This window comes from Pseudoalteromonas sp. SS15 (assembly GCF_049257195.1).
GTDB lineage: Bacteria > Pseudomonadota > Gammaproteobacteria > Enterobacterales > Alteromonadaceae > Pseudoalteromonas.
The window spans coordinates 26,613-53,539 of the sequence record NZ_JBMMUD010000007.1 but is presented as its reverse complement, the minus strand read 5'-3'; the positions used below and the strand labels follow the sequence as shown (position 1 = coordinate 53,539).

Annotated in this window: 23 protein-coding genes; 16 read left to right on the top strand and 7 right to left on the bottom strand. The window is 43.1% G+C overall.

Annotated elements, in window-relative coordinates:
* Positions 1-43: 43 nt before the first annotated feature.
* Complete coding sequence (locus AAEU28_RS15060) at positions 44-664, bottom strand: hypothetical protein (RefSeq protein ID WP_421964889.1); 621 nt, start codon at positions 662-664, stop codon at positions 44-46.
* A gap of 139 nt (positions 665-803) precedes the next feature.
* Positions 804-1,688, bottom strand: a complete 885-nt coding sequence (locus AAEU28_RS15055) for a TraB/GumN family protein (protein WP_421964888.1) — start codon at positions 1,686-1,688, stop codon at positions 804-806.
* 514 nt (positions 1,689-2,202) lie between these two features.
* Here AAEU28_RS15055 and ilvG point away from each other — a divergent pair.
* The 8 genes from ilvG (at position 2,203) to can (ending at position 11,628) form a co-directional block, all read left to right on the top strand.
* Positions 2,203-3,849 carry an acetolactate synthase 2 catalytic subunit gene (ilvG, locus tag AAEU28_RS15050; RefSeq protein ID WP_421964887.1) on the top strand — a complete coding sequence of 549 codons (1,647 nt, stop codon included), beginning with the start codon at positions 2,203-2,205 and terminating at the stop codon, positions 3,847-3,849.
* Positions 3,849-4,094, top strand: a complete 246-nt coding sequence (gene ilvM / locus AAEU28_RS15045) for an acetolactate synthase 2 small subunit (RefSeq protein ID WP_058031265.1) — start codon at positions 3,849-3,851, stop codon at positions 4,092-4,094. The genes ilvG and ilvM overlap by 1 nt, the downstream gene beginning before the upstream one ends.
* A gap of 52 nt (positions 4,095-4,146) precedes the next feature.
* Entirely contained in the window at positions 4,147-5,067 is a 921-nt protein-coding gene (locus tag AAEU28_RS15040; RefSeq protein ID WP_421964886.1) for a branched-chain amino acid transaminase, read from the top strand.
* A 120-nt stretch (positions 5,068-5,187) separates the two neighbouring features.
* Positions 5,188-7,044, top strand: coding sequence for a dihydroxy-acid dehydratase (ilvD, locus tag AAEU28_RS15035; RefSeq protein WP_421964885.1), 1,857 nt, complete (start codon positions 5,188-5,190; stop codon positions 7,042-7,044).
* Positions 7,045-7,046: 2 nt separating this feature from the next.
* Entirely contained in the window at positions 7,047-8,588 is a 1,542-nt protein-coding gene (gene ilvA / locus AAEU28_RS15030; protein WP_421964884.1) for a threonine ammonia-lyase, biosynthetic, read from the top strand.
* 78 nt (positions 8,589-8,666) lie between these two features.
* The gene (locus AAEU28_RS15025; protein ID WP_421964883.1) at positions 8,667-9,749 is read left to right on the top strand and encodes an ABC transporter substrate-binding protein; all 1,083 of its coding nucleotides are present in this window, start codon (positions 8,667-8,669) and stop codon (positions 9,747-9,749) included.
* Between the two features lie 25 nt (positions 9,750-9,774).
* Positions 9,775-10,962: a methyltransferase gene (locus AAEU28_RS15020; protein ID WP_421964882.1), complete on the top strand. Its 1,188-nt coding sequence runs from the start codon at positions 9,775-9,777 to the stop codon at positions 10,960-10,962.
* 9 nt (positions 10,963-10,971) lie between these two features.
* A complete protein-coding gene (gene can / locus AAEU28_RS15015; protein WP_421964881.1) occupies positions 10,972-11,628 on the top strand; it encodes a carbonate dehydratase in 657 nt (218 codons plus the stop codon).
* Between the two features lie 53 nt (positions 11,629-11,681).
* Here the strand turns inward: can and ubiK are convergent, their stop codons facing one another.
* On the bottom strand, positions 11,682-11,954 hold the full coding sequence (ubiK, locus tag AAEU28_RS15010) for a ubiquinone biosynthesis accessory factor UbiK (RefSeq protein ID WP_421964880.1): 273 nt from the start codon (positions 11,952-11,954) through the stop codon (positions 11,682-11,684).
* A 151-nt stretch (positions 11,955-12,105) separates the two neighbouring features.
* On the opposite strand from ubiK, the gene rep reads away from it, so the two are divergent.
* On the top strand, positions 12,106-14,121 hold the full coding sequence (rep, locus tag AAEU28_RS15005; protein WP_421964879.1) for a DNA helicase Rep: 2,016 nt from the start codon (positions 12,106-12,108) through the stop codon (positions 14,119-14,121).
* Here the strand turns inward: rep and AAEU28_RS15000 are convergent.
* From AAEU28_RS15000 to elbB, 3 genes are all read right to left on the bottom strand, one after another.
* Entirely contained in the window at positions 14,110-16,683 is a 2,574-nt protein-coding gene (locus tag AAEU28_RS15000) for a diguanylate cyclase domain-containing protein (protein WP_421964878.1), read from the bottom strand. The two genes, rep and AAEU28_RS15000, sit on opposite strands and share 12 nt — an antisense overlap.
* 154 nt (positions 16,684-16,837) lie before the next feature.
* Positions 16,838-17,230, bottom strand: a complete 393-nt coding sequence (locus AAEU28_RS14995; protein ID WP_058031255.1) for a c-type cytochrome — start codon at positions 17,228-17,230, stop codon at positions 16,838-16,840.
* Between the two features lie 166 nt (positions 17,231-17,396).
* On the bottom strand, positions 17,397-18,047 hold the full coding sequence (gene elbB, locus AAEU28_RS14990) for an isoprenoid biosynthesis glyoxalase ElbB (RefSeq protein ID WP_421964877.1): 651 nt from the start codon (positions 18,045-18,047) through the stop codon (positions 17,397-17,399).
* A gap of 419 nt (positions 18,048-18,466) precedes the next feature.
* Here elbB and polA point away from each other — a divergent pair, with 419 nt between their 5' ends.
* The 3 genes from polA (at position 18,467) to AAEU28_RS14975 (ending at position 22,813) form a co-directional block, all read left to right on the top strand.
* Positions 18,467-21,214 carry a DNA polymerase I gene (polA, locus tag AAEU28_RS14985; RefSeq protein ID WP_421964876.1) on the top strand — a complete coding sequence of 916 codons (2,748 nt, stop codon included), beginning with the start codon at positions 18,467-18,469 and terminating at the stop codon, positions 21,212-21,214.
* A 484-nt stretch (positions 21,215-21,698) separates the two neighbouring features.
* Positions 21,699-22,268, top strand: coding sequence for a YceI family protein (locus tag AAEU28_RS14980; RefSeq protein WP_421964875.1), 570 nt, complete (start codon positions 21,699-21,701; stop codon positions 22,266-22,268).
* A gap of 26 nt (positions 22,269-22,294) precedes the next feature.
* Positions 22,295-22,813 (top strand): DUF1285 domain-containing protein, encoded by a 519-nt coding sequence (locus AAEU28_RS14975; protein ID WP_421964874.1) that lies wholly within the window; start codon positions 22,295-22,297, stop codon positions 22,811-22,813.
* Positions 22,814-22,818: 5 nt separating this feature from the next.
* Here AAEU28_RS14975 and yihA read toward each other — a convergent pair whose 3' ends face one another.
* Entirely contained in the window at positions 22,819-23,481 is a 663-nt protein-coding gene (gene yihA / locus AAEU28_RS14970; protein ID WP_421964873.1) for a ribosome biogenesis GTP-binding protein YihA/YsxC, read from the bottom strand.
* Between the two features lie 307 nt (positions 23,482-23,788).
* Here yihA and AAEU28_RS14965 point away from each other — a divergent pair, with 307 nt between their 5' ends.
* The 4 genes from AAEU28_RS14965 (at position 23,789) to AAEU28_RS14950 (ending at position 26,840) form a co-directional block, all read left to right on the top strand.
* The gene (locus AAEU28_RS14965) at positions 23,789-24,421 is read left to right on the top strand and encodes a c-type cytochrome (RefSeq protein WP_058031249.1); all 633 of its coding nucleotides are present in this window, start codon (positions 23,789-23,791) and stop codon (positions 24,419-24,421) included.
* Positions 24,422-25,074: 653 nt separating this feature from the next.
* Entirely contained in the window at positions 25,075-25,716 is a 642-nt protein-coding gene (locus AAEU28_RS14960; protein WP_421964872.1) for a class I SAM-dependent methyltransferase, read from the top strand.
* Between the two features lie 15 nt (positions 25,717-25,731).
* Entirely contained in the window at positions 25,732-26,325 is a 594-nt protein-coding gene (gene yihI / locus AAEU28_RS14955) for a Der GTPase-activating protein YihI (protein ID WP_421964871.1), read from the top strand.
* Complete coding sequence (locus tag AAEU28_RS14950) at positions 26,325-26,840, top strand: DUF2489 domain-containing protein (RefSeq protein WP_058031246.1); 516 nt, start codon at positions 26,325-26,327, stop codon at positions 26,838-26,840. The genes yihI and AAEU28_RS14950 overlap by 1 nt, the downstream gene beginning before the upstream one ends.
* Positions 26,841-26,927 lie beyond the last annotated feature (87 nt).

Here is a 26,927-nt window from a genome sequence, read left to right as displayed (position 1 = left end):
GCAAGACCGGGCAAAGGGAGTTTGTTAATTTAAGAGACGTGGCTTAGTGGCGCACTTTGATATTGCCTACACCCACTTCAACTTCTAAGTTATATTGGCCAGAGCCGAAGTATTCTGTTTGTGAGCTGACCATTTTCTTATGAGATTGAGCTTTGCCCGCAAAGCCAGATAGACTCGTTTTACCTACACCGGATTCAAGGTTAACTTGTTTGAAGTCATCAATGGCTGTGTCGATACGCACTTTGCCCACACCAACTTCAACATCCGCAGTATTTTCAAGTGCTTGTATTTCAATTTTACCGACACCGACTTCAACATCTAGACGCATACTTTTAGGTACTTTGACCTCCCAAGTTTGCTCTAAATTATCATCATCAATAGACAGTGATAACTCTTGGCGTTGACGCGAAGATTTTAGCTGTACTGTGCTTAAATCGACTTTATCAGTAAACCAGCCATCATTATCTTTTGGCTCTAAACGAATGGTGACTTGGATTTGATCGCCATCGTAGCTCGTCATTTCTAGGCTGCCGACTGGAAAATCAATTTCTAATTCTGTGCTGTTTTCAAGATTAAATGATTGCTCAATTGTTCTAGAATCTTCGGCCCAAACTGGCGCAGAAATAACAGCAGAGGTTAAAGCAGCTAATAATAATTTTTTCATCGTCGTCACCCTGATTGATGTTGTTTAATAAGTTAGACGACAGGTGGGTTGAAAAAGGTTTAAAAGAATTTAAAAAATTTTTAAGGCAACAGCGAAAAGAAATGCGATTGCCTTAGCGGTAGCTTTTTAACTGGCTGATTTATAAGCGAGTTACATTAAAGCCTTGTGCTTTTAATTGAGTGATTAAGCCATGCTTTTCAGGTAAGTGAAGGGCACCCACAGCAATAAATAACGACTCTTTTGTTAATCTTGGAGCTAATTGCTCAACCCAATTATTATTACGCTGAGTCAGCATTACCTCTTCACTGAACTTACCATAGTCTGAATCATCAAAGCTAAGTTGGTAATACTTGTTTAAGGTGTCCATATCGCCTTTTTTCCAGGCATTAACCAAATCTAGAAAGTAGTGTTCAACATCTTTTAATTGCGCAAGCGTAGTGCTTATCATCAAGTCGCTTTTTACGCCTAGTGAGCTCAGCATTTCAAGTTGTTGCTCTAAAGTTTCTAACTCGCCGATAGGTTTATTGTGCTTTTTAGCATGGGCAATGACCTGTTTGTCGATCCCATAGTCTTCTAGGTAGCCCAGGTTTTGATACTCAATCTGCATCATAGTGACCATCACAGCCCAAGGTGCTAGGTTTTCAAAAAGCGCAATATTGATCTGTTTTGCTGCAAAATATTGCTTTAATGCTTCGAAGTGCTCGGTGCTTATTTCATCTTTTAACGTTCTACCGTGCGGTAAAGTCATAAAAGGAATGGAGCGTTTTTGTATTTCAAATGCGTTGAGTGCCTCAACGTTTACTTCAACGATAACTTCATCAGTTTGCTCAATCGCTTGTGTGATTTTCTTTGGTAAACCATCCATGCTTTTATCACCAACATGAACCGTGCCAAATAAATAAGATGTGACACCCGCTTTTTCGACCTTGAACAGGGCCGGAGAAAGTGCGACGGAGTGACTAGAAAAGCCAATTAAAAAAGCTAAAAGCAGCGTAAAAAAAACGCGGTTTACAGTGCTGAACATAGTATTCCCTTGTAAAAAAATTTCCCCAACATAATAACAAGTTTGTATAAAAAAGGGAGATTTGGTGATTTTTTGAATAAACAAAAAATGTGTTGTTAAATTTTGTATGTATTGAATAAGGCGGAGTTATTTTAAGTTGGTTGGATATTTATTTCTTATTTTTAATTTTATTGGATTTTAAATGCACCTGGCGATGCTTTAAATCTGTAAATAACATAGGGTTTGCTGTTGACTTAATAGGCAACTCGCGGTACTAATAGAAAAAGAACGCAACGCGATGAATATTGTATACCGTTGCCGTAAATAATTCAGGTGATTTTTAAATGCTCAAAACAGCACATTCTCTACTAGTCGTGATTATCAACGTGGTGATTATTATTACCGCGGGGGCTGGTTAGTGCTGAAAGAAAAGTATTAAGCAAAAAGCCCCCCGCACTGAAAAGTCCGGGGGGCTTTTTCGTTTTAGGGTCGAATTTAAGTTAAATAGCAGTCAGATTGGGAATGAGGAACGAAGATGACAGGCGCAGAGTTACTAATAGATTTACTAGCCAAACATGGCGTTAAAGAGGTATTTGGTTACCCTGGTGGGGCAATCATGCCAATCTACGATGCGTTGTATGGCGCGCCTGTCAAACATTACCTAACTCGTCATGAGCAAGGTGCGGGATTTGCGGCAGTAGGGTATGCCCGCAGTACTGGCAAGTTAGGGGTATGTTTTGCTACGTCGGGCCCAGGCGCAACTAACTTAATCACCTCACTTGCCGATGCCATGATGGACTCAGTGCCTGTGTTGGCCATCACAGGGCAAGTTCCTACGGCGGCTATCGGTTCTGACGCATTCCAAGAAGTTGACGTGTTAGGTATGTCTTTGTCATGTACAAAACACAGTTACATGGTTGAGCGCGCTGAAGACTTAGCTGAGGTATTGCAAGAAGCCATGCATTTAGCGTTATCAGGTCGTCCGGGCCCTGTGTTGGTTGATATTCCAAAAGACATTCAGCTAGCACAAGTGCCATTTCACCCTTGGCTTGCGCTTGAAGAAGAAGCGCCCGAGCTCGACATGAACGAAGTTGTCAAAGCGGAGCAACTGCTAGCACAAGCGAAAAAACCGGTGGCTTATGTGGGTGGTGGTGTGCACAACGCGAACGCGCAAGCTGAGCTGATGCAATTTTTAAATAAAACACACATGCCAGCTGTTTCAACATTAAAAGCGCTAGGCAGTGTTTTACCTGACTATGAATATGATTTAGGCATGTTAGGTATGCATGGTGGTCAAGCTGCCAACCTCGCTGTACAAGAATGTGATGTTTTAGTCTGTATCGGCGCGCGTTTTGACGACCGCGTAACAGGTAACTTGGCTAAGTTTGCATCGAAGGCGAAAGTAATCCATCTTGATATTGACCCAGCAGAAGTTGGCAAGCGCAAACCTGCTGCGGCATCTATGATTGGCGACCTTAAAGCCACTATTCCTCATCTAGCATGCTTTGTGACAGATACACAGTGGTTAGCACACACTTCTCAAATGAAAAAAACGCATGCTTGGCGTTATGACTACCCGGGCGAAAAAGTCTTTGCGCCTTATCTATTAAATGAACTCAGTAAGCGTATGCCGAATACTGGCGTGGTGTGTTGTGATGTGGGCCAGCACCAAATGTGGGTGGCGCAGCATATGAAATTCACCAGCCCACACAACCATTTAAGCAGTGGCGGTGCAGGTACCATGGGCTTTGGTCTACCCGCGGCAATCGGTGCACAGATCGCACGCCCTGATGACATGGTGATCACTGTATCTGGTGATGGGTCGATCATGATGAACATTCAAGAGTTGGCCACCATCCGCAGAAATAATCTTCCTGTAAAGATCTTAATATTAGATAACCAAAGACTCGGTATGGTAAGGCAGTGGCAACAGCTGTTTTTTGAAGGGCGTTACAGTGAAACGAACTTATCGGATAACCCTGATTTTGTGCAGCTTGCAGCTGTTTTTGGTATTCCGGGACAAACTATTACCCATGCAAGCGAAGTAGATGCGGCGGTGGATGCGCTAGTGGCATCTGAAGGGCCTTATATCTTACACGCTTGTATCGATGATAAAGAAAACGTATGGCCGCTGGTTCCACCGGGTGCCGCAAATGATGAAATGATGACGGAGAATGCATAATGAAACACCAACTAAATATTGCTGTAAAACAACAAAGTGTCGCAATTGAACGTTTCTTACGTGTGGTCCGTCACCGTGGATTCCAGTTATTAGACCTAGCCTTGGAAGGACAAGATGAATTGTTTCAAGTCAAAATGACCGTGGACAGTGACAAACCCATCTATCTATTAACCTCGCAACTGAGTAAGCTGGTTGAGGTAAAACAGGTTGAGTTGCAACCAATGCAGCAACAGGCTATTGGATAATCGTTCTATATTAAGAGCGAAAGAAAAGAATAATTAATACAAGGTAATAAACATGAGTAATAAATCTGACCTGATCTGGTTCAATGGTGAAATGGTACCGTCTGAGCAAGCGACGACCCACGTATTAAGCCATGCGCTTCACTATGGTAGTTCAGTGTTTGAGGGGGTGCGTGCCTACGACACACCAAAAGGTCCGGCGATTTTCCGTTTACAAGATCACACTAAACGTTTATTCGACTCTGCAAAAATCTATCGTATGCAGATCCCTTACACGGCTGAAGAAATCAATGAAGCCTGTAAAGCGGCGGTACGTGAGAATGGTTTAAAGAATGCCTACTTACGTCCATTCGCATTCTTAGGCAATGTGGGTTTGGGTGTAAATCCTAAATCACACAAAGCCGATGTTGCAGTTGCAGCAATGGAATGGGGCACTTACTTAGGCGATGGCGCATTAGAGGCAGGTGTTGATGCCTGTATTTCTTCTTGGAATCGTTTAGCACCAAATACCATGCCGACAGCGGCTAAAGCTGGTGGTAACTATTTATCTTCACAACTTATCTCAGGTGAAGCAAAGCGTAATGGTTATGTTGAAGGTATTGCGTTAGATGTGAACGGTTACCTGAGTGAAGGCGCAGGTGAAAACTTATTCATCATCAAAAATGGCGTGTTATTCACACCCCCTACCACAGCGGCAATTTTACCGGGTTTGACGCGTGACACCATGATGCACCTTGCCCGCAAAGCTGGTTTAGAAGTGCGCGAAGAGCCGATTGCACGTGAAGCACTTTATCTTGCAGATGAATTCTTCATGACAGGAACAGCGGCAGAAGTGACGCCGGTTCGCAGCGTAGACCAGATTGAAATTGGCACGGGTAAACGTGGTGAGATCACTGAGCTATTACAAAGCGCTTACTTTGACTTAGTAAAAGGTCAAAGTGAAGACGAAAACGGTTGGTTAACTTATATCGACTAAGACGCGATTGAGCGTTTGAGGTATGGCTGCGACCTTAATTGCAGCCAACGAATTGAATATTGGGAATGAGGAAAGTCGGCAAGCAACCAGAAACTGCCGCATATTATTGAGGGCTAAACCATGGCTAAACTACGTAGTAAGACCACCACTGAAGGTAGACAACGCGCAGGTGCTCGCGCACTTTGGCGTGCAACAGGGATGACAGACAGTGACTTCGAAAAACCGATCATTGCTGTTGTGAACTCTTATACGCAGTTTGTACCGGGTCATGTTCACCTCAACCAGCTTAGCGATTTAATGGCGGATGCCATTCGTGAAGCGGGCGGTGTGCCTCGAGAATTCAACACCATTGCCATCGACGACGGTATCGCCATGGGTCACGGTGGTATGCTTTACTCACTGCCTTCTCGCGACCTGATTGCTGATTCAGTTGAGTATATGGTGAATGCGCACTGTGCTGATGCCATGGTGTGTATTTCTAACTGTGACAAGATCACCCCAGGGATGTTACTGGCGGCACTGCGTTTAAACATTCCGGTGATCTTTGTTTCTGGCGGCCCGATGGAAGCAGGTAAAACCCGTCTAGCCGACATTGATATCAAACTCGACTTAGTAGATGCCATGGTTAAAGGCGCGGATCCATCGGTGAGCGATGAAGACTCAGAAAAAGTCGAGCGTTCGGCTTGCCCTACATGTGGTTCGTGTTCAGGCATGTTTACCGCAAATTCAATGAACTGTTTGATGGAAGCGCTAGGTTTAGCGTTGCCGGGCAATGGCACGACCTTGGCAACCCATAAAGATCGTCATCAACTTTATATGGGTGCAGCAAAACGCATTGTGGCCTTATGTGATGAGTATTATCGCAATGACAATGACGCAGTATTACCACGCAATATTGCTAACCAAGCGGCGTTTACCAATGCCATGACTTTAGATATTGCTATGGGTGGCTCATCAAATACGGTACTGCACTTACTTGCCGCAGCGCAAGAAGGTGAAGTTGATTTTGATATGGCTGATATCGACCGTCTATCTCGCAGTACCCCTTTCTTATGCAAAGTTGCCCCTGCGACTCAGCAATATCATATTGAAGATGTGCACCGTGCTGGTGGCATAATGGGTATTCTGAATGAGCTCGCCAAAGCCGAAAAGTTAGACCTATCAGTAGGCCATGTAGCAGGTGGTTCATTGGGCGATGTGTTACAGCGTTGGGATGCTACTGATAGCAATAATGAACGTGCGCAAACCTTTTATCGTGCAGGTCCAGCAGGTATTCGTACTACTCAGGCAATGAGCCAAGAGTATCGTTGGGACACCCTTGATATTGACCGCGAAAATGGCTGTGTACGCAGTGTTGAGCATGCCTTCCGTCAAGATGGCGGGTTAGCGGTACTTTCAGGTAACCTGACCCCAGATGGCTGTATTGTAAAAAGTGCCGGTGTAGTTGACGAAATGCTTGATTTCACGGGTCCTGCCGTAGTGTTTGAATCACAAGATGACGCAGTTGATGGTATCTTAAATGGTAAAGTGCAAAAAGGTGATGTGGTTATCATCCGTTACGAAGGGCCGAAAGGTGGCCCGGGCATGCAAGAGATGCTTTATCCGACCAGTTATTTAAAGTCGATGGGCCTAGATAAAGATTGTGCACTGTTAACGGATGGCCGTTTCTCGGGTGGTACTTCTGGTTTATCTATCGGTCACGCTTCGCCAGAAGCGGCCAGTGGTGGCACGCTGGCGCTGGTTGAGAATGGTGACTGCATTCACATCGATATTCCGAATCGCGGCATCCATCTATTAATTGACGATGCTGAAATGGCTGCGCGTCGTGAAAAGCAAGATGCCCGTGGCAAAGACGCTTATAAGCCATTAGATAGACAACGCGTAGTGTCGCCAGCATTAAAAGCCTATGCTTTATTAGCAACCAGTGCCGATAAAGGCGCGGTGCGTGACTTAGCGAAACTCGAGGAGTTAAGTTAGTCATGGTGGCACAAGAGCTCGATTACTTTCGGGCCATCATCCAAGCGGATATGGCTCCGCTCGCGAAAGTCACAGAGGTCAGCGAACTGACCTCGCTTAGCAAGCAACTTAACCAGCAGGTGTTTTTAAAACGCGAAGATCAACAACCTGTTTATTCATTTAAATTACGTGGTGCTTACAATAAGCTTCGCCAATTGCCTAAGGGCAGTAAAGTGATCACCGCATCTGCAGGAAATCACGCCCAAGGTGTGGCGCTCAGCGCTGCGCATTTAGGTCATCAAGCGACCATAGTGATGCCCGTCACAACGCCTGATATCAAGGTAAACTCAGTACGTAATCTTGGCGGCGAAGTAGTATTACATGGTCATAATTTTGATGCCGCACAAGCCCATGCCTATGCACTGACTGAGCAACAAGAAGCGGTATTTGTGCCGCCGTTTGACGACCCCGATGTAATCGTCGGACAAGGCACGGTTGCTCGTGAATTAATGCAACAATTACACAACCTTGATGCAGTATTTATACCTGTTGGCGGCGGTGGTTTGCTTGCGGGAATGGCGGTTTATATTAAGTCTCTTCGTCCAGACATTAAAGTCATTGGTGTTGAGTCAGCTGAGAGTGCCTGTTTAGATGCGGCGCTGAAAGCGGGTGAGCCAGTTGAGCTTGAGCAAGTTGGCAGCTTTGCAGACGGTGTTGCGGTAAAGATCATCGGTAAAGAAACCTTTCGTTTAGCGCAAAAGTTCTGTGATGAAGTGGTGACTGTGAGCTCAGACGAAATCTGTGCTGCAGTGCAAGATATCTTTGTTGCCACACGCGCTATCGCTGAGCCGTCAGGTGCATTGGCCACGGCGGGCTTAACTAAGTGGAGCAAACAATGTGGTCAGACTGGACTTAAACTCGCTGCAGTTTTGTCGGGTGCTAACTTAAACTTCGATCGCTTACGCTATATTGCTGAGCGCACCGCGTTGGGTGCAAAAAGTGAGGCACTTTTTGGTGTCACGATTAAAGAAGAAAAAGGCAGCTTCAAGCGCTTTTGTCATGCTTTAGGGGGCAGAGCCATCACTGAGTTTAATTACCGTTATGCTGGTGAAGGAGACGCACAAATCTTTGTAGGCGTTGGCTTGCGCGGTGGGCAGCCAGAATTAGATGAGGTTAAGTCAGTACTGCAAACCAATGGATATGGCTTTGAAGACCTTTCAGATAACGAGCTGGCAAAATTGCATATTCGGTATATGGTGGGGGGCAAACCGCCAGTGCCATTGAATGAGCATCTTTTCCGTTTTGAGTTCCCTGAATATCCAGGAGCATTAGCACGTTTCTTAGAAACGCTGGGTAGTGAGTGGAATATCACTTTATTCCATTATCGCAACCACGGTGCGGCAGAGGGCAATGTGCTTGCGGCATTTGATATTGCGCCAGAGCAACTGAATTTATTTAATCTGCATCTTGCTAAGTTAGGGTATAAGTATTGGGACGAGACCGACAACCCGTGTTTTGCTCAGTATTTACAGAACCAAGAGCTTGAACAACAGCAAGCAAGTTAAGCGCTTAGTGCTTGCAAATCACCCTTGTTTTTCTATAGTTTAGTCACGCCTAATTAATTAGAAGAACAAGGGACTTTCATGCTCAAACGGTTTAGCTTGATAAGCTTACTGTTATTTTTTCTTTCTCCAGTCTTTGCATTAGAGTCTGTGGTACTGCAATTAAAGTGGACCCATCAGTTTCAGTTTGCAGGCTACTATATGGCGCTGGAAAAAGGTTTTTATGAGCGTGCGGGTTTGGATGTCACGATTATTCCGGCCGATATTGAAGACCCCGACACCCACTTTAAAGTGCTTTCAGGTCAGGCGCATTTTGGAGTAACTCACTCAGGTATTTTAGCCGAACGCCTACAAGGTAAACCGCTGGTGGCGATCGCTGCTATGTTGCAATCTTCTCCTTACTGTTGGATGGTTAAAGCTGACAGTGACATCTATAACCCTGCAGATTTTAAAGGTAAACGAGTCAGCCATCTTGGTGTGGCAGAGTTGATGCTGATGCTAGAGCAAGCTGGAGTCGGCAAAGATGATATTTCATTATATGCGGGCTTTGAGCCAATCGCTGATTTTAAAGCGGGCAAATTCGATGCCCTGCAAGTTTATACCTCTAATGAACCGTTTGAGATGAAGCAGCAAGGTGTGGCTATTCGACAAATTTGCCCAAAAAAATATGGCCTTAACTTGTATTCCGATATTCTGTTTACGAGTGAAAACGTGCTAAAACATCGCCCTGAACTAGTGGAAAAGTTTAAACAAGCAAGCTTGCAAGGGTGGCGTTATGCCATGCTGCATTTACAAGAAAGTATCGATATAACTTATCAAAAATATGCAACGCATAAAATCAAAGAACAAATTTCTTATGAAGCTGAAAAGCTCCGCCCTTACATCGCTCCACCGGGGGTGATCATTGGTAATATGTCAGAATTACATTGGCGATGGATAGGACAAATTTATGGCTTAGATATGGCGCAATATGACGCGGTGAGAGAGCGCTTTATTTATGAGCTCAAACCGTCAGAGCCACTTTTTCCTTGGTCATGGATGTTGATAGCAGCGTGTGCAGTCACTTTATTCAGTATTCCTCTCTACTTACACCTTATATTCACCAAAAAGCGTCGCTACAAGCTGAATGAGTCAGCACAAGAAAATGAAAACGAGGTAGAATAGCCATTTTTCGCGTCGGGGAAGTGTTGTGCCGTTATCGTCATTATTTATTCAGTTAGATCATTGCTTGCAGCAAACACGCGCCTATTGGCAGTGCGTTGCTTTTGATTACAGTGAATTTCCTTGGTGCGATGAACAGCTAACACATTTTCTAAATGAGCTCAGTGACGAGCAGGTACGAGAACTAGACGCAGATCAAACTCGTCTTTATGAAGTGTTTGCTGATTTTATTCCTGCAGTCGAAGAGTTATCACAGTTGATTTCCCTACCTTATAGCGCACAGCAAAGAGCCGATTTGCCTTTTTGGCTCAGTAACGGCATTAAAGGTCGTAAATTACTGCAGCTACAAGATTTCGTGTCACACCTGGATAATGGTGAGCAGCCAGTCTTAGAATGGTGTGCAGGGAAAGGGCATTTAGGCCGTATCTTGGCACATCAGGGGGCGCAGCATGTACAAAGTGTCGAATTACAAGCCAATTTGTGTGAGCAAGGCCAGCATAGTGCAAAACAGCAGGGTTTAAACATGCACTTTCGCTGTGCGGATGTGTTACAAGACATCACCGATGACTGTTTTACCCAGCAACAACATGCCGTGGCTCTCCATGCTTGTGGTCGTTTGCATCAGGTCTTTATGCAGCAGGCCATTAAAGCGGAGTGTGACAAAATTAGTTTATCGCCTTGCTGTTATCACTTGTTTACCGAGCCGACTTATGAGGCCATGAGTGCAGAGGGTAAACAAAGCACACTGCAATTAACCCACAGTGATATGAAATTAGCGCTGCAAGAAACCGTTACGGCGCCGAGCAGAGTGACTAAGGTTAGGCAAACAGAGGTTACTTGGCGCTTAGGTTTTGATGCGTTGCGTCGAGAAGTGACGGGCATCGAGCGTTATGTCAGCGTGCCTTCTATCAATAAACAAATATTTTCTGGTGAGTTTGCTGATTTCTGTCAATGGGCGGCGGAGCAAAAGCAGGTAGAGTTACCTGAGTCATGTGACTATCAGCATTACCTGTACTTAGGTGAGCAAAGAAAGAAAATCACCGATCGTATTGAATTAGTCAGGCATATATTCAGACGCGCCATTGAATTGTGGTTGGTACTAGATAGAGCATTGTATTTGCAACAGGCGGGCTATGATGTGGAACTCAGTGAGTTTTGTGAAAAGTCTCTAACGCCGCGCAACATACTCATTCAGGCAAATAAAATAACAAACTAAGGCTAGATTATGTGTGAACTCGACCATTTATTGCAAAATAACCAAGCTTGGGCAGAGCGCACACAAGCAAAGCACCCTGAATTTTTTAGCAAACTCGCTGCGCAGCAAAAACCTGAATATCTGTGGATTGGCTGCTCTGATTCTCGGGTGCCAGCAAACGAAATTGTTGATTTAATGCCGGGTGAGCTATTTGTGCATCGCAATGTGGCAAACGTGGTGGTTCATACCGACCATAATTGCTTATCAGTGATGCAATACGCTGTTGAAGTGTTAAAAGTGAAGCACATTATGGTCGTTGGTCACTATGGATGTGGTGGCGTGCAAGCCGTTCTTGATGAAGCGCGATTAGGCTTGATAGATAATTGGTTAAGGCATGTTGCCGATGTAAAAGAAAAGCATCAAGGGTTGTTGTCGAGTGTCGCTGAGCAACAGCGTTGTGCAGCCCTGTGTGAGTTGAATGTCATTGAGCAAGTGCGCAATGTGTGTTTAACCAATGTGGTGCAAGACGCTTGGTATAGACAGCAAGAACTCACCGTACATGGTTGGGTGTATGGTTTAGAAGATGGCTTGTTGAAAGCGCTCAACTCGCAAACTTGCCATGGCAGTGAAGTGGACCTAATGCATCGTCAGGCGGTAGAACATATCGCCGAGCGTTATCTTAAATGAGTACATGAAAGTAAAAAGGAGCTGCTAGGCTCCTTTTTACTAATAGAATTGGCTTATTCCGCCTTCTCAGCAGGATCTTGCTCAGCAAGTTTCGCCTCAAGCTGAGCAACTTTTTCTTCTAATTGCATCAGCTTTTCACGAGTTCTGATCAGCACTTGTGATTGAATATCAAACTCTTCACGGCTGACAAAGTCCATCTCAGTTAACTTATTCTGGATAGCTTGTTTGGTTTTTGACTCGAAAGTCTCTGCTAGAGTTTTTACACCCTGTGGCATGTTGCTAGAAATCTGCTTGGCGATCTCTTCAATTTTAGCTGGGTTGATCATGATTGATTACCTGATATGGAGGCGATTAATTAAGTTACGACATAGTAGCAAATTCGGTTTAGTTTCGGCACCTTTCTAGATCAAATGAGTTCTAGAGACTCACTAGGCTTTGCGATAGAATTACTGCCCCAGAATTTCGGACCTGCCAAAAATGAAACTCAATCCAAAACAAGATGAAGCGGTTAAATATATCAGTGGCCCTTGCCTCGTTTTAGCGGGCGCAGGCTCAGGCAAAACGCGCGTAATTACCAACAAAATTGCTTACCTTGTGCAACATTGTGAATACCAAGCAAAAAACATTGCTGCGGTAACCTTCACCAACAAAGCAGCAAAAGAAATGCGAGAGCGTGTGGGGCAAACGCTGGGCAAGCAAGAGGCAAAAGGTCTATGGGTTTCTACCTTTCACACCTTGGGTTTAGAGGTCATCAAAAAAGAGCTAAAAACACTGGGATTTAAACCGGGCTTTTCGTTATTTGACGATCAAGACACCCACCAACTTTTGGCAGAGTTGACCGAAAAAGAGTTAGATAGAGATAAAGATCTACTTAATTTGCTGAAGATGCAAATTGGCAGTTGGAAGAACGAACTTATTTTACCTGAGCGCGCTATTCGCGAAGCCCGTGAACCACAGAAAGCCTTGTTCGCGCAACTCTACGCCCGTTATGCGGTGCAGTTACGCGCATATAACGCGTTAGATTTTGATGATTTAATCATGATCCCCACTTTGTTGTTGGCGCAAAACCCAGATGTGAGAGAGCGCTGGCAGGCGCGTTTTCGCTATTTGCTGGTGGATGAGTATCAAGATACCAATACCAGTCAGTATCAGTTAGTTAAATTGCTGGTGGGTGAACGCGCGCGCTTTACCGTGGTAGGGGATGATGACCAATCAATCTATTCTTGGCGTGGGGCAAAGCCGCAAAACTTAGTATTGCTGTCAAAAGATTTCCCGGGATTACGCTTGATTAAGTTGGAGCAAAATTACCGAAGTGCAGGGCGAATTCTAAAAGCCGCGAATATTTTGATCGCCAATAACCCCCATGAATTCGATAAACAGTTATTCAGTGAGCTAGAGTATGGCGACCCAATTCGTGTGATAGCGACCAAAGACGAAGAGCACGAAGCAGAACGCGTAGTTGCCGAAATCATCTCCCATAAGTTTATGAAGCGTACCAGTTATAAAGATTACGCGATTTTATATCGCGGTAACCACCAAGCGCGAGTGTTTGAAAAAGCCCTGATGAGTAACCGCATTCCTTACAAAATCAGTGGCGGCATGTCGTTCTTTGCGCGAAGCGAAATCAAAGACATCATGGCGTACTTACGCCTACTGGTGAATCAGGACGATGACAACGCATTTTTACGTATTGTGAATACACCAAGACGTGAAATTGGCCCCGTTACGCTTGAGAAGTTAGGTAGCTTAGCTAACGAAAAACACATCAGTTTATTCGAAGCATGCTTTCAGCCTGAGCTGGCAAGTCGACTTGCAGGGCGCGGTTTTAATGCACTGATGGGGTTTGCTCGCTGGGTCGTTGAGCTATCAGATAGAGCAACGCGTGGAGACACATTGGAAGCGGTAAAAGACATGGTACGTGAAATTAATTATGAAGCCTATTTATATGAGTCATCGCCTAGTGCAAAAGCGGCTGAAATGCGTATGAAAAATGTCTCTGAGCTATATCGTTGGATCACTGATATGTTAACGGGTGATGCCGATAACCCACCGATGACCTTACCCGAAGTCGTTAGTAAGCTAACACTTCGCGATATGTTAGAGCGCAACGAAGAAGAAGACGATAGCGATGCGGTACAGTTATTGACACTGCATGCCTCGAAAGGTTTGGAATATCCGCATGTCTTTATGGTGGGGATGGAAGAGGGCTTTTTACCACACCAGACCAGTATTGATGAAGACAATGTAGAGGAAGAGCGTCGTCTTGCCTATGTGGGGATCACTCGCGCGCAGCAAACCTTGACTATGACATATGCTAAGAATCGCCGTCAGTTTGGCGAGGTATCAACACCGGAGTTGAGTCGATTTGTGCAAGAGTTACCACAAGATGATTTACAAATTGAAGGTCAGAAGAAAACGGTGCAATCACAACAAGAACGCATGCAATCAGGCCAAGCGCGGGTTGCTAATTTACGTGCTATGTTAAAGCGATAGAGGTTCTGACTCAGAGGTGAGATCAAAAAGTGCATTGCCGCGGGGATCTTTATCGTAGTTAACTTGCTTGCCGAAGAATAACTGCAAGCCATGGTTTTCTAATAAGGTTCTGAAATTGAGAATAGCAGGGCCTTTGGCAATCACTTTGCAGTGACGCATCTTAGTCACTGCTAACACACCTTGTAGTTGCACTTCGTAACAAGGTTGCTGTAAAACACGTTTACTAAAAGTCGAGCTGAGTAGTAAGTACTGAAAGTTAATTTTACTGATCAGGCTTAAATCACAACGATCTTTACCGAAGTCATTAAGGCCAACGGCAAATTCCATCTGCGTAAGGGCTTCGAGGTTTTGCAATTGCGTACTAGAAGCAAACCTGAGCTCTTCCTCACTAAATAATAAGCACACGTTATGTTTATGCTGTTTTAGTAAATGGCAGAGGTGTGTAAAGTTATCGCTTTCGAGTACGACTGCGGCACAGCTAAATAAAAGTTCTTGATGATGTGTTTCACTCAAGATCAGCGCTTTTTTCAACAAAGCAAACTCGAGATCGAGTAATTCATTTTTCTCAGCAGTGAACTTCTTTAACACATCAAAACTGGTGCTACCTAAAATAGGATGATTGCCGAAGATCTCGAGTAACTGTAGCTGTACTTGATTATTTGAGAAGTCGATGACATCGGTTGACCTAAAGTGTGTCGTTAAGCTACTTAAATTATGTTGTTCAGCTTCAACTTTATTTGAGGTGGTACCTGCGGTCAGTAGAGGATGGTAAAACTCATAACGACCTTTGCCTGCATTTTTAGCGTAATACATAGCGGCATCGGCATCGCGAATAATTTCGTCAATATGCTGATAGCGTTTGTTTGAATAGGTGATACCAATACTAGCACCACTGTAAACGGTTTGCCCTTTCATTACGAACGGCTGCTGCATCACTTTTATAATGCGTTTAGCGACGTCTTCAGCTTGTTGTTTATCACTGAGGTGATCTAATAAAATGACAAATTCATCACCAGCAAGACGAGCGAGTAAATCATGATCTCTAATACACTCACCAAAAGCTTTACTGACCCATATTAAGAATTGATCACCGGCTTGATGGCCTAACTCATCGTTTATTTCTTTGAACTTATCTAAATCAATAAAGAGTACTGAAAAATTATAATCAGGGTGTCTTTGATATTTGAGTAATGTCTTTTCTAATTGAGTTAAGAACAAACTGCGATTTGGCAAACCTGTCAGCGGATCGTGATGGGCGTCGTGATAGAGCTGCTTTTCAATCTTTTTACGCTCTTCAATTTGCATTTGTAGATGCAAATTACTTTGCTGTAATGCTTTGGTTTTATCTGCAACGCGCTGTTCTAACTGTTGGTGGCTTAGCTTCAGTGCTTGATTGGCAAGATGTGTTTGTAAAACCGATGCAATTTGATTTGAAATGAACGAAATAAGTTCAAGATCTTCATGCGTGAATTCATACGCATCGTCGTAAGCTTGGCAAGCAATGAGACCGATAACACCATTTGCGGTTTTGAGCGGGGCACCCATCCAACTACTTGCTGGTTTAATAATATCATCACCGCTGCGAATGACGATTTGTTGCTTTATAAGCTTGTCAGCGCGCTCACGGTTAATTAGCTGGCTGCGCTCTGTACTAATAACAAGCTCACTATAGCCATTGGCAAAAGGGCGTGGGCAGTAATCACCAACTTCATCGATGCAATAAGGAAAACTTAACCAGTTAGATTCTTTGTCATATAAAGCAATATAGAGATTATCAGCGAACGTAATTGAGCGAATAATACGATGTACTTGTTTGTATACATCGTCGATGTCAGTAAACTGTGTTGCTAGCTCTGAGATTTTGAAAAGAATTTGCTGGCGCTCTAACGCGCGTTTTCGACTTTCTATTTCTTTATTTAGCGCTTCGTTACTTTGCATGACCGCACGAGTACGAATTTTTACTTCAGATTCAAGTAACTCACGTTTCTTAACGCGCTCTATGGCTGTACCCAAATAAAGTGAGATAAATTCAAGTAGCTCCACTTGTTGTTCATTATAGCTGAGATCAGCTTCATAGCTTTGTGTCACCATCACACCAATAATGTGTCTATTTTGGCGGATAGGCACGCCTAGCCAGTGTTCAGCGGGTGTGCCAAGCAATTTGAACTGGCCTTCTTCACTAAGACGACTCATTTCTTGCTTATTGATATGAACGGTTTCGCCTTTTCTAAAAGTAAAACCGGTGACGCCTTCAGAAAAGTGATGTGACTCTTGAATTGGCACAGAGATGCCGTCTTTTTCATCAATGAAATAAGACAACTCTAGGGACTGGGTATATTGGTTTTGCAACACGACGTAAAAGCTGTTGCTAGGTAAGTATTGCTTAAGAATATCGTGAATAGCCGGGTACAGCAGAGTTAGCTCAGCCACAGTATTCGCCAGCTCAGACAATTGTATGAGTGCATTCTGTAATTGATCTCGCTGTTTGTATTTTTGTAAGAGCTTGTTTAGCTTCTTATTTTTATACTTTAGGCGAGTAGCTAAAAGTGCGGGATCTTCCAATGATTTTACCCAATTATTATTAATATTGCTTATTTATTAAGCTTATGATTCCACTTTTGTCATGGAGGGTCAAGGAGAAAATAGGGAACAAAATGGGGAGTTGAGAAAAATTGAATTTAAATGAGAGGTGATGGTCACCTCTCATTAAAAAGTATTACTTTTTAGTCATGAAATCGACTGCTGCTGCAATCTCTTCATCAGAACAATCCATACAAGTACCGCGAGGAGGCATTGCATTAAAACCATTAATTGCATGCTCTACTAATAACTCACGACCTTTGGTCAAACGAGCAGCCCAGTCATCAGCTGTTTTTGGCGCGCCTAGTGCACCTGTACCATGACAAGCAGCACATGACACCTGATAAACTTGCTCACCTGAACGAGGGCCGGTAGGCGCTGCTGGAGCGGCAGCTGCTGCACCTGCTAAGTATACTGAACCTACTGGTGCTAAGCGTTTTTTAATCGCTTCGTCAGTTAAAGCGTTATCAAAAGGTTGTGCGTAAACAGTTGTTGATAGCAATAATAAAGCTGCTGAAAGTTTTTTCATTTGTCTTGCTCACTTCGTTGGTGATGTGCTCAATCACGATAGATGACGGAATAATCACGCGATTATAACGCCACCTATTGATTTATAAAACGTTAACTTGGCAAATTAGACTAAAAACTGATTATTTTTTGCGTTAACGCAATTTTAGCCACTGACTTAGAGCGGATTAAGCTAACTCTACAAGCTTGGCCATGGCTTTTTGAATACCTGCGGATGCCTCTGAAATAGACTGAGCAAGCATGTAGGCTGGCGTACTAATTACCTTTTGAACTTCATCAATAACTATGTCATCAACTGCACAGTTAATATGTTCAGCACCTAATGCAGACATAGCAGCGGCAGTGTCTGCGTCATTGCCAATGGTTGCTTTGATACCTTTAGCATGTATATGGCCAACCAATGCAGGGGCGATACAGACATAAGCGATAGGTTTCTTTTGCTGATTAAATGCTTCACAAGCAGTTTTTAAAGCTGCAAGAATTGTTGACTCACCGCCTTTAAACGCAAAGTCACTTAAGTTTTTCGCTACGCCAAAACCACCAGGGATCGCGAGTGCATCAAAGTCATTTGCATTAAGCGTCTCAAGGTCATGTATTTCACCTCTCGCAATCCGTGCAGCTTCAATAAGTACGTTGCGCTTTTGGTCCATTTCTTCGCCGTTAAGATGATTAACCACATGGTGTTGATCAATATTTGGTGCGAAGCATTGGTAACTTGCTCCTGCCATTTCTAAATGCAACATAGTTAGAACAGACTCATGGATCTCGGCACCATCAAACACGCCACAGCCACTTAGTATTATCGCGACTTTCTTCATGGTTTTTCCTTCTTTAAAGTTGATAAACCTATTTATATTGAAAGTAGTGTATGTTCAGATCAAAAAATTATAAAGGATCTTGTTTGATCTCTGATCAAATCTTGGTAGTATGTCCGCCCGCTTTGGAAGAGTGGTAAATAATAACAGTGGCAATGGCCGCCAATAAAATAGCTTTTCCACATTTCGCTTTATATTTCTGTTTAAGCGCAAAATGTTAAACCCCCTTAAAATCAAAGGTTTTAGGGCTGTTTTCTCGATCCTGAAATTTACAACCTGAATATTTACATCTTTATCTACAAAGTTATCCACAGATTGTTCTGCTTCGAATAGGCTTTATCTGGACATAATTACTCGAGTTATCCGTTTGCTTATGGCATCCTTACTGGGTTTTTAAAAGTTCATTTAGGATCCACTAAATTATGTCTCAGATCCCCGAAAATCCTTTGATCTTGGTCGATGGTTCTTCTTATTTATTCCGTGCGTATCATGCTCCACCGCATTTAACCAATTCAAAAGGTGAAGCGACGGGGGCCATCTATGGTGTGATCAATATGTTGAAGAGCCTGGTTAGGCAATTTAACCCGAGCCATATGGTTGTGGTATTTGACGCCAAGGGTCCGACATTTAGAAATGAAATGTACAGCGAATATAAAGCGCATCGCCCGCCAATGCCTGATGATCTGCGTACGCAAATTGAACCGATCCATGAGATCATCAAAGCGATGGGTTTACCTTTAGTCAGCATCACAGGCGTTGAGGCCGATGATGTGATTGGTACTTTTGCGCGTATTGCGTCTGAGCAGCAACGTCATGTGTTGATCAGCACGGGCGACAAAGACATGGCTCAGCTCGTGAATGAGCATGTCACCTTAATTAATACCATGACTGACACCGTATTAGATCCACAAGGGGTGGTTGATAAGTTTGGTATTGGTGCTGAGCTTATCATTGATTATCTTGCCCTGATGGGTGATAAGGTCGATAACATCCCAGGTGTACCTGGTGTGGGTGAAAAAACTGCACTGGCTATGCTACAAGGCATTGGTTCTATTAAATCACTCTATGAAAGACTGGATGACATTGCAGGTCTTGGTTTCCGTGGTTCTAAAACCATGGCTAAAAAACTCGAAGAACATAAAGCGCAGCTAGAGCTGTCTTATGAATTAGCGACCATTAAACTAGACGTTGAAGTTGAGCAAAACCTAGAGACTTTCGCGATTGCTGATATAAATAAAGATCGTTTGATCGAGCTTTATGGGCAATGTGAATTTAAGCGTTGGCTCAGTGAATTACTCGACGGTAAAGAAGCGCCTAAAACAGCAGCAGAGCAAGCACAGCCTGAAGCGAAAAAAATTGAAGCGCATTACGAAACCATTTTAACTGAAGCACAGTTAACTACATGGGCCGAAAAGCTTAAAAGTGCTGAGCTTATGGCATTTGATACCGAAACAACCAGCTTAGACTATATGCAAGCTGACTTAGTCGGTATGAGCTTTGCGGTGACTGAAGGTGAAGCCGCTTACTTACCGATTGCGCATGATTACATGGGTGCGCCGGAGCAACTTTCGAAAGAGTTAGTATTCAAAGTGCTAGGTCCAATTTTAGCTGACGACAGTGTGAAAAAAGTGGGCCAGAACCTTAAATACGATAAGAGTGTATTAGCCCGAGCCGGCTTAGAACTCAATGGTATCGCTTTTGATACTATGCTCGAGTCTTATGTATTTAATAGTGTGGGCACACGTCATGATATGGACTCGCTGGCACTAAAATACTTAGGCCATAAGAATATCAGCTTTGAAGAAATTGCCGGTAAAGGCAAAGCGCAACTGACATTTAATCAAATTGAGTTAGAAAAAGCTGCACCTTACGCCGCAGAAGACGCGGACATCACATTGCGTCTGCATAACCAATTATGGCCTATGCTGAAAGCGCAATCAGATCTACTCCCTGTATTTAACGAGATTGAGCTGCCGTTACTATCTGTGTTATCAGACATCGAACGTACCGGTGTGAAAATCGATAGCCAAATGTTGGCCGAGCAAAGTGTCGAAATCGCTGCGCGTCTGACCGAGCTTGAAAAAGAAGCGTACGAGATCGCAGGGGAAGAATTTAATTTAAGTTCGACCAAGCAACTACAGGCAATCTTATTCGACAAGCTTGGCTTACCGATATTGAAGAAAACCCCTAAAGGTGCCCCTTCAACGGCTGAAGAAGTACTGCAAGAATTAGCGCATGATTATCCGTTACCAAAACTCATTATCGAGCATCGCGGTTTAGCTAAGCTTAAATCTACTTATACTGAGAAGCTGCCTAAGCTTGTGAACCCTGAAACGGGTCGTGTACATACCTCTTATCATCAGGCTGTGACCGCAACAGGTCGATTAAGCTCAAGCGATCCAAACTTACAGAATATTCCGATCCGAAACGAAGCGGGTCGTCGTATTCGTCAGGCATTTATTGCCGATGAAGGGCACGTGATCTTAGCGGCGGACTACAGCCAAATTGAATTGCGTATTATGGCGCACTTGTCACAAGATGCAGGTTTATTGAAAGCATTTGCTGAAGGTAAAGACGTTCACAGTGCAACGGCTTCAGAAGTATTCGGTGTAGCGCTTGAAGAGGTCACCTCGGATATGCGTCGTAAAGCAAAAGCGGTTAACTTTGGTTTGATCTACGGTATGAGTGCGTTTGGTTTAGCGCGTCAGCTCGATATCCCGCGCAATGAAGCACAACATTATATGGATAAGTATTTTGAGCGCTTCCCGGGTGTACTTGAATATATGGAACGTACGCGCGAAGAAGCAGCTGAAAAAGGGTATGTCGAAACGCTATTTGGCCGTCGCTTGCATCTGCCTGATATCAAGGCAAGAAATGGCGCGCGTCGTAAAGCGGCAGAGCGTGCAGCGATCAACGCACCAATGCAAGGTACAGCAGCTGATATCATCAAAAAAGCCATGTTAAAAGTGGCGGAATGGCTTGCTACGCAAACGACCAATGACATCAAACTACTTATGCAAGTACACGATGAATTAGTATTTGAAATTGCGAAAGATAAAGTTGAATCGTTTAGTGAACGTATCTGTTCTTTAATGAGCGAAGCGGCCAGTTTAGATGTGCCATTGTTAGTTGAAGCTGATTACGGCGACAACTGGGAACAAGCACACTAATTAGCTTACTAGAACTTTAAAAAGAGGCTTTTAGCCTCTTTTTTTATGTCTGAAGAAAATAGAGCAATTAAGTTAGTACTCAGATATAGCGGGGCTTACAAGGGCTGTAAAGTAAAAAAAGCGTAAACTTAGACAACAGAATGTTTAAAAAATATCAAATTGGCCTAAGTTTTGCTTTTTGGCATTTATTTTTTTGTATCCATTTGTTACAGTGCGCGCGTCCTCATCCTGTAGGACATCCTGTTGATGATGTATCTCTCGCAAGAAGATACAGAGTATTGATAGCTTCTCCCCAGAATTGCTATAGCGGCCCTCCTAGTTTTCGAGGGCCGTTTTTTTCTTCACGACTTTTATTCTTTTTAATTCCTTCATAATTCCTCGACAGTTACACTGTACCTTTCTGACATTAATTAAATTTTTGCGAAATCGGTTTTCAAATTCATACCGTAATAGTTTTAATACATAATTTTAGATAGGACTCGTCATGCTTAAACCTTTACTTCTTTCTCTGTCTTTATTGTCGACTCAAGCATTTGCCGCATGGCAGCTAGATAATGATGCAAGCCAACTGAGCTTCACTTCTATTAAGAAAAATAGCATTGCTGAAAACCATCATTTTGAAAAACTTGCAGCGCAGATAGATGACAATCAATTAAGTATGGTCATTGAGTTGGCGAGTGTTGAGTCGCTGATCCCTATTCGTAATGAGCGTATGCAAAAGATGTTGTTTAATGTTGCGAAATTTCCTAAAGCTGTGATTGAAGCCGATTTGGCGCCGTATCTAGGCAGCTTAAAACTTGGCCATCAGGTACTAAAGTCAGTACCGGTGACACTTAACCTGCATGGTCAAAAGCAACAGCTCATGTTAGACCTTGCGGTTGTGCAAACGGCAAGGCAATTAATCGTTAGCCCGACTAAAGCAGTTTTAGTGAATGCCACTGATTATAAACTTGAACAAGGTATCGAAGCGTTACGTAAAATTGCAGGGCTAGCCAGCATTGCGAAATCTGTGCCTGTGACCTTTAATTTGGTATTTAACCAGCAAGACTTTTAGTTATCCCGGGAGCCGGTTAGTTAGAAATGCAAAGTCTGAATGAATTACAAGCGGCGTTACTGACGCCGCACGCGCCAACCGAAAAGTGGCCACAACAAACTTGCAGTAGCGGTGATATTCGCATTGATAAAGAAGGGCGTTGGTACTACCAAGACTCCGAGATTAAAAGGCAAGCACTTTGCCGGTTATTTGCCAGTGTATTGCAGTGTCAGGACGGGGTTTATACCGTTACAACACCTGCAGAACAGTGTGAGGTTGATGTAGAAGATGTGCCATTTATCATTGTTGGTTGGCGAGTAATAAGTTCAGAGCAAGGTAATGTGATTGTTTGCCAAGATAATCTTGAACGAGAATGGCCAATATTGGGTGAGTTTGAAATCGAAACTCGTTTATATCAAGAGCAAGAAGTGCCTTACTTAAAGTTGAACTATGGCTTGGCGGCAAGGGTAAATAGGGCGGTTTATTATCAGTGGGCAGAAAGCGCTGAGCAAGATGGCAAAGGTCTCTATCTTAACTCAGCGGGGCAGTCATATTATCTGACTTAACGTACTTACTCAGAGTCTGGCTGTGCAGGCTCTGACTCTGTTTCAACGTCATCTTCAGGCTTATAAGGGCCTAAGTACCAGTCATCAAGTTTCCAAGCTAGCTCTTTTAAGCCAATGCCTTTCAATGAAGAGAAAGCACATACGGTAATGTCTGCGTCGAGTTCAGCTAATTTCTTTTTAACCTGAAGCACTTCAGCTTTACGCTTACCTTGCTTTAATTTATCTGCTTTGGTTAATAACGCTAATACTGGGATTTCTGAATCGACCGCCCAGTTAATTAAATCCATATCTAAATCTTTAAGTGGATGACGAATATCCATTAGGACAACGATGCCTTTTAGACTCTTACGCTTTTGTAAGTATTCGCCCAGCGCGCGTTGCCACTTTTTCTTCATCTCAAGAGGGACTTTTGCAAAGCCATAACCCGGTAAATCGATTAAACGCTTATCTTCATCTAACTCGAAGGTATTGATAAGTTGCGTACGACCCGGGGTCTTACTGGTTCTTGCTAGCTTTTGATCGGTTAGTGCATTTAATGCACTTGATTTACCCGCGTTCGAACGGCCAGCAAATGCGACCTCAATACCAGAATCAATTGGTAGACGGCTGATATCTGGTGCACTGGTAATAAATGTGGCTGTTTGGTATTTCATACGTGACTTGATCACGGGCTCTCCTGACAGATTGAAGATATTAATTAGACTATTTTATACCAGTTAGTTATTTGGCAAAAGCAAGCATTTACAGATGATTTCAGTGTGAAATGACTTTTTTATTGATTTTTAAAATTAATCTAGGTCAAAACCCTATAATTTATAAGTCTAATATGAGTAGAAAACGTGCCAGAAAAATTTAAATCGTGTAGAATAGCCAACTAGCAAAGTAAAAATAGCATTGATTTTTCCCTAGCAACCCTGAAAATAGGTGTTTCAATCGCTAGGTATTAATTACAGGGTCGGAAACAGAGAATTTACCATGAAAAAAATAGCATTAACTTTAACGATGTTGCTTGGTAGCTTGTCAGCGAGCAACGCACTAGCATTTGATGGCGATGCCGAAGCAGGCAAAGCGAAGGCTGCTACTTGCGCCGCGTGTCATGGTCCAGATGGCAACGCACCTGTAAACATTTATCCAAAAATTGCAGGTCAGCACGCTGACTATATTTATAAGCAGTTAAAAGAGTTTAAGCTAGGTATGACGTCTGGTGGTAAAGAAGGTCGTATGGATCCTGTAATGAGTGGTATGGCTATGCCGCTTTCAGATCAAGATATGAAAGACCTATCTGCTTATTTCGCTTCTCTAACTATGAGTGCAGGTACAACGCCTGAAGACGTAGTTGAAGTAGGTAAAAAGTTATACATGGCTGGTGATGCTGAGCGCGGTATTCCTTCATGTGCAGCGTGTCACGGTCCACGTGGTAACGGTACATCACTTGCTAAGTTCCCGAAAATTTCTTTCCAACATCCTGAATATATCAAAGCGCAGCTTGAGAAGTTCCGTGATGGTTCACGTAACAATGACATGAATGGCATGATGCGTGATATCGCGAAGAAATTAACAGACAAAGATATTGAAGTACTTTCTAAGTACTTAGGTGGCTTACACTAATCGCTAAGCTACTAAAGTAGTATAGTTTAGTTATCTTTCTGATAATAAACTATATATTAGTCAAAAGGCAGCCTTGGCTGCCTTTTTTGATCCCCGAATATTTGTTAGATAATCCCCATTCCATTTGTAAGACATTTGCCATAGATACGTGTAAGTTATTGCTTAAATTTATCTATTAAATAAGTGTAAGTTATTGTTTTTATTTTGATCACATAAAGCTGATTCAGATCTTTTCAAAAAAAAGGTTATTAACCAGTTGTAACAAAATCATTAAGGAGTAGATTACTACGTGTTGCCAAGACAACAAAACAAAATGGAAACATCGCAACTGGAAGCGTAGGCAGCAATAGTTAGTACTAACTTGGTACTCTATGGATGAACAAGAAAGCGTTAGGAAGACCGAAAATAAAAAATAGTCTCATGGAAGTATAAAATAAAAACAATATGGACTATGTACGGAAGCACTAATAAAAATACGGATAGTAAATAAAAATAATAATAAGGCTTAAAAAAGTCGAAGGGAGAAGTGTCCAAGTTTGTGACGCTCAGATTAGATAGGCGGTAGAGAGCAATCTCTGCCGCCTTTTTATTTGTGCCGCGGTGCTTTGCTGGTACAATAGCCGACCAATTTCAAAGTCGGTATCTTATTCATCATGTCAGTATGTGGTTTATGTGGCTCAGATGAGTTACAGCCTTATCACCAAGATAAACGTCGCCGTTATTTACAATGTACGCAGTGTGCACTTGTGATTGTTGATGAGCGAGATCGTTTATCTCCTGAAGATGAAAAAGCCATCTACGATACTCACGAAAATAGCTTACATGATGAAGGTTATCGTCGCTTTTTATCTCGTGCTTTTGAGCCGACGATAGAAAGAGTACCTTCACACAGCAAGGGCTTAGACTTTGGTTGTGGGCCAGGGCCTTTATTGGCAGAAATGTTCAAAGAAGTAGGCTTTGAAATGGCTTGTTTTGATTTGTTCTATGCAAACGAGCCCGAAGTGCTGACTAAAACGTATGACTTCATAACGTGCACTGAAGTGATTGAGCACCTATCTCAGCCCGGAGAGGTGTTAGCAAAATTGTTGTCACTACTCGACGCTGGCGGTCCTTTGGTATTGATGACTAAACTGATTATTGATCAAAATCGGTTTGCTCAGTGGCACTATAAAAATGATTTAACCCATATCGCATTCTTTAGCCGTGAAACATTTGACTATGTCGCGGCGCGCTTTGACTGTCAGGTTGAATTTATCGGCAATGACGTCATTGTATTAACTAAGTCGAAAAAGTAACGACAGAGAAGATTTATGACTAGAAAGAAAAAATCACGTAAGGTAGCTCAAACGGGCACCCCGCGTTTAAGTAAAGAAAAGCTATTAGAGCTCCGCGCTCTAAAAGACCAGCGCAAGAAAAAGTCTAAGGGCGCCAAAGCTGGGTCGCGTAATGCACCAGAGGCGCTTAAAGAAGACAAGCAAGTAACTGCTGGCTCGGGTAATAAAGACAAGCGTTTAGGCAGTAAAAAACCCATTAGCTTGAAACCAGAAGCGGCTAAGCCTGAATCAGCTGCGCCTAAGATGATGCGTCACTTGAAACCTCAGGTTGAGTTAAAAGAAGTGAAGCCATCACTCACACCTGAGCAAGAATTAGAGCAGCTAGAAAATGATCCACGTCTAATGAAGCTACTGGAGCAACATGAACGTGGTGAGTTGATCACAGGTAAAGATGCTAAGTTCTTCAATCGCTCAGTAGCACGCCACCAAGAGCTATGCGAGCTACTCGGTATTGATGATGAGTTTGAAGAAGACGACATCATTGAAGATGATCCATTAGAGAACTTCATGTCAGACGATTTGGCTAATGAGTGGTTTGATGACGACGATGAAGAGGAAGAGTATAAATAATGGCAACTGAGTGGATCATTGCACTGGTTATTGGTGCACTTATTATTGCTGGTTTATCTTTTTATGCAGGTAAGCTGATTTGGCAAGTGAAAGCCCAGAATGAACTCATTGCCAAAAAGCGTGCAGAACATGAAGCTGAGCAAAAGAAAAAGCGTCAAGAGCGTAATGCCAAGCTTGCTGACAGTATTAACCTTATTGCTAAAGCCATGAATCAAAAGCAATGTGAGTATTCTGAAGGGTGTTTGCGTATATGGGTTCTTATCTCTCAATATGGCTTTGAGAAAGAAGTTAACCTAGAAGAAACTTACCCGGGTATTCATCAAATGTATGAAGTGGTAAAAGACATGCCGACGCACGATGCACGTAAGAAGTACTCTAAAAAAGAAATCTTCAAAATGGACACTGAGCGCTGGCGTGCTGAAGAACGTCTTGAAAAAGATATTCTTAAAGATTGTGAGCAACTGGTTAGCGAGTTCCAAGCCTTACCTGGCAGTGAGAACGTGGTATTCCAGTAATCACTTTTAAAAAGTAAAAGTAAAAGTAAAAGAAACGCGACCAAGGTCGCGTTTTTTGTGTTTGTTCCATTAATGACATAAAGCAGC

Bases quoted from the DNA above. Each gene is read 5' to 3' on its own strand.
- AAEU28_RS15060 (WP_421964889.1), bottom strand. From the start codon at position 664: ATGAAAAAATTATTATTAGCTGCTTTAACCTCTGCTGTTATTTCTGCG.
- AAEU28_RS15055 (WP_421964888.1), bottom strand. From the start codon at position 1,688: ATGTTCAGCACTGTAAACCGCGTTTTTTTTACGCTGCTTTTAGCTTTT.
- ilvG (WP_421964887.1), top strand. From the start codon at position 2,203: ATGACAGGCGCAGAGTTACTAATAGATTTACTAGCCAAACATGGCGTT.
- ilvM (WP_058031265.1), top strand. From the start codon at position 3,849: ATGAAACACCAACTAAATATTGCTGTAAAACAACAAAGTGTCGCAATT.
- AAEU28_RS15040 (WP_421964886.1), top strand. From the start codon at position 4,147: ATGAGTAATAAATCTGACCTGATCTGGTTCAATGGTGAAATGGTACCG.
- ilvD (WP_421964885.1), top strand. From the start codon at position 5,188: ATGGCTAAACTACGTAGTAAGACCACCACTGAAGGTAGACAACGCGCA.
- ilvA (WP_421964884.1), top strand. From the start codon at position 7,047: ATGGTGGCACAAGAGCTCGATTACTTTCGGGCCATCATCCAAGCGGAT.
- AAEU28_RS15025 (WP_421964883.1), top strand. From the start codon at position 8,667: ATGCTCAAACGGTTTAGCTTGATAAGCTTACTGTTATTTTTTCTTTCT.
- can (WP_421964881.1), top strand. From the start codon at position 10,972: ATGTGTGAACTCGACCATTTATTGCAAAATAACCAAGCTTGGGCAGAG.
- ubiK (WP_421964880.1), bottom strand. From the start codon at position 11,954: ATGATCAACCCAGCTAAAATTGAAGAGATCGCCAAGCAGATTTCTAGC.
- rep (WP_421964879.1), top strand. From the start codon at position 12,106: ATGAAACTCAATCCAAAACAAGATGAAGCGGTTAAATATATCAGTGGC.
- AAEU28_RS14995 (WP_058031255.1), bottom strand. From the start codon at position 17,230: ATGAAAAAACTTTCAGCAGCTTTATTATTGCTATCAACAACTGTTTAC.
- elbB (WP_421964877.1), bottom strand. From the start codon at position 18,047: ATGAAGAAAGTCGCGATAATACTAAGTGGCTGTGGCGTGTTTGATGGT.
- polA (WP_421964876.1), top strand. From the start codon at position 18,467: ATGTCTCAGATCCCCGAAAATCCTTTGATCTTGGTCGATGGTTCTTCT.
- AAEU28_RS14980 (WP_421964875.1), top strand. From the start codon at position 21,699: ATGCTTAAACCTTTACTTCTTTCTCTGTCTTTATTGTCGACTCAAGCA.
- AAEU28_RS14975 (WP_421964874.1), top strand. From the start codon at position 22,295: ATGCAAAGTCTGAATGAATTACAAGCGGCGTTACTGACGCCGCACGCG.
- AAEU28_RS14965 (WP_058031249.1), top strand. From the start codon at position 23,789: ATGAAAAAAATAGCATTAACTTTAACGATGTTGCTTGGTAGCTTGTCA.
- AAEU28_RS14960 (WP_421964872.1), top strand. From the start codon at position 25,075: ATGTCAGTATGTGGTTTATGTGGCTCAGATGAGTTACAGCCTTATCAC.
- yihI (WP_421964871.1), top strand. From the start codon at position 25,732: ATGACTAGAAAGAAAAAATCACGTAAGGTAGCTCAAACGGGCACCCCG.
- AAEU28_RS14950 (WP_058031246.1), top strand. From the start codon at position 26,325: ATGGCAACTGAGTGGATCATTGCACTGGTTATTGGTGCACTTATTATT.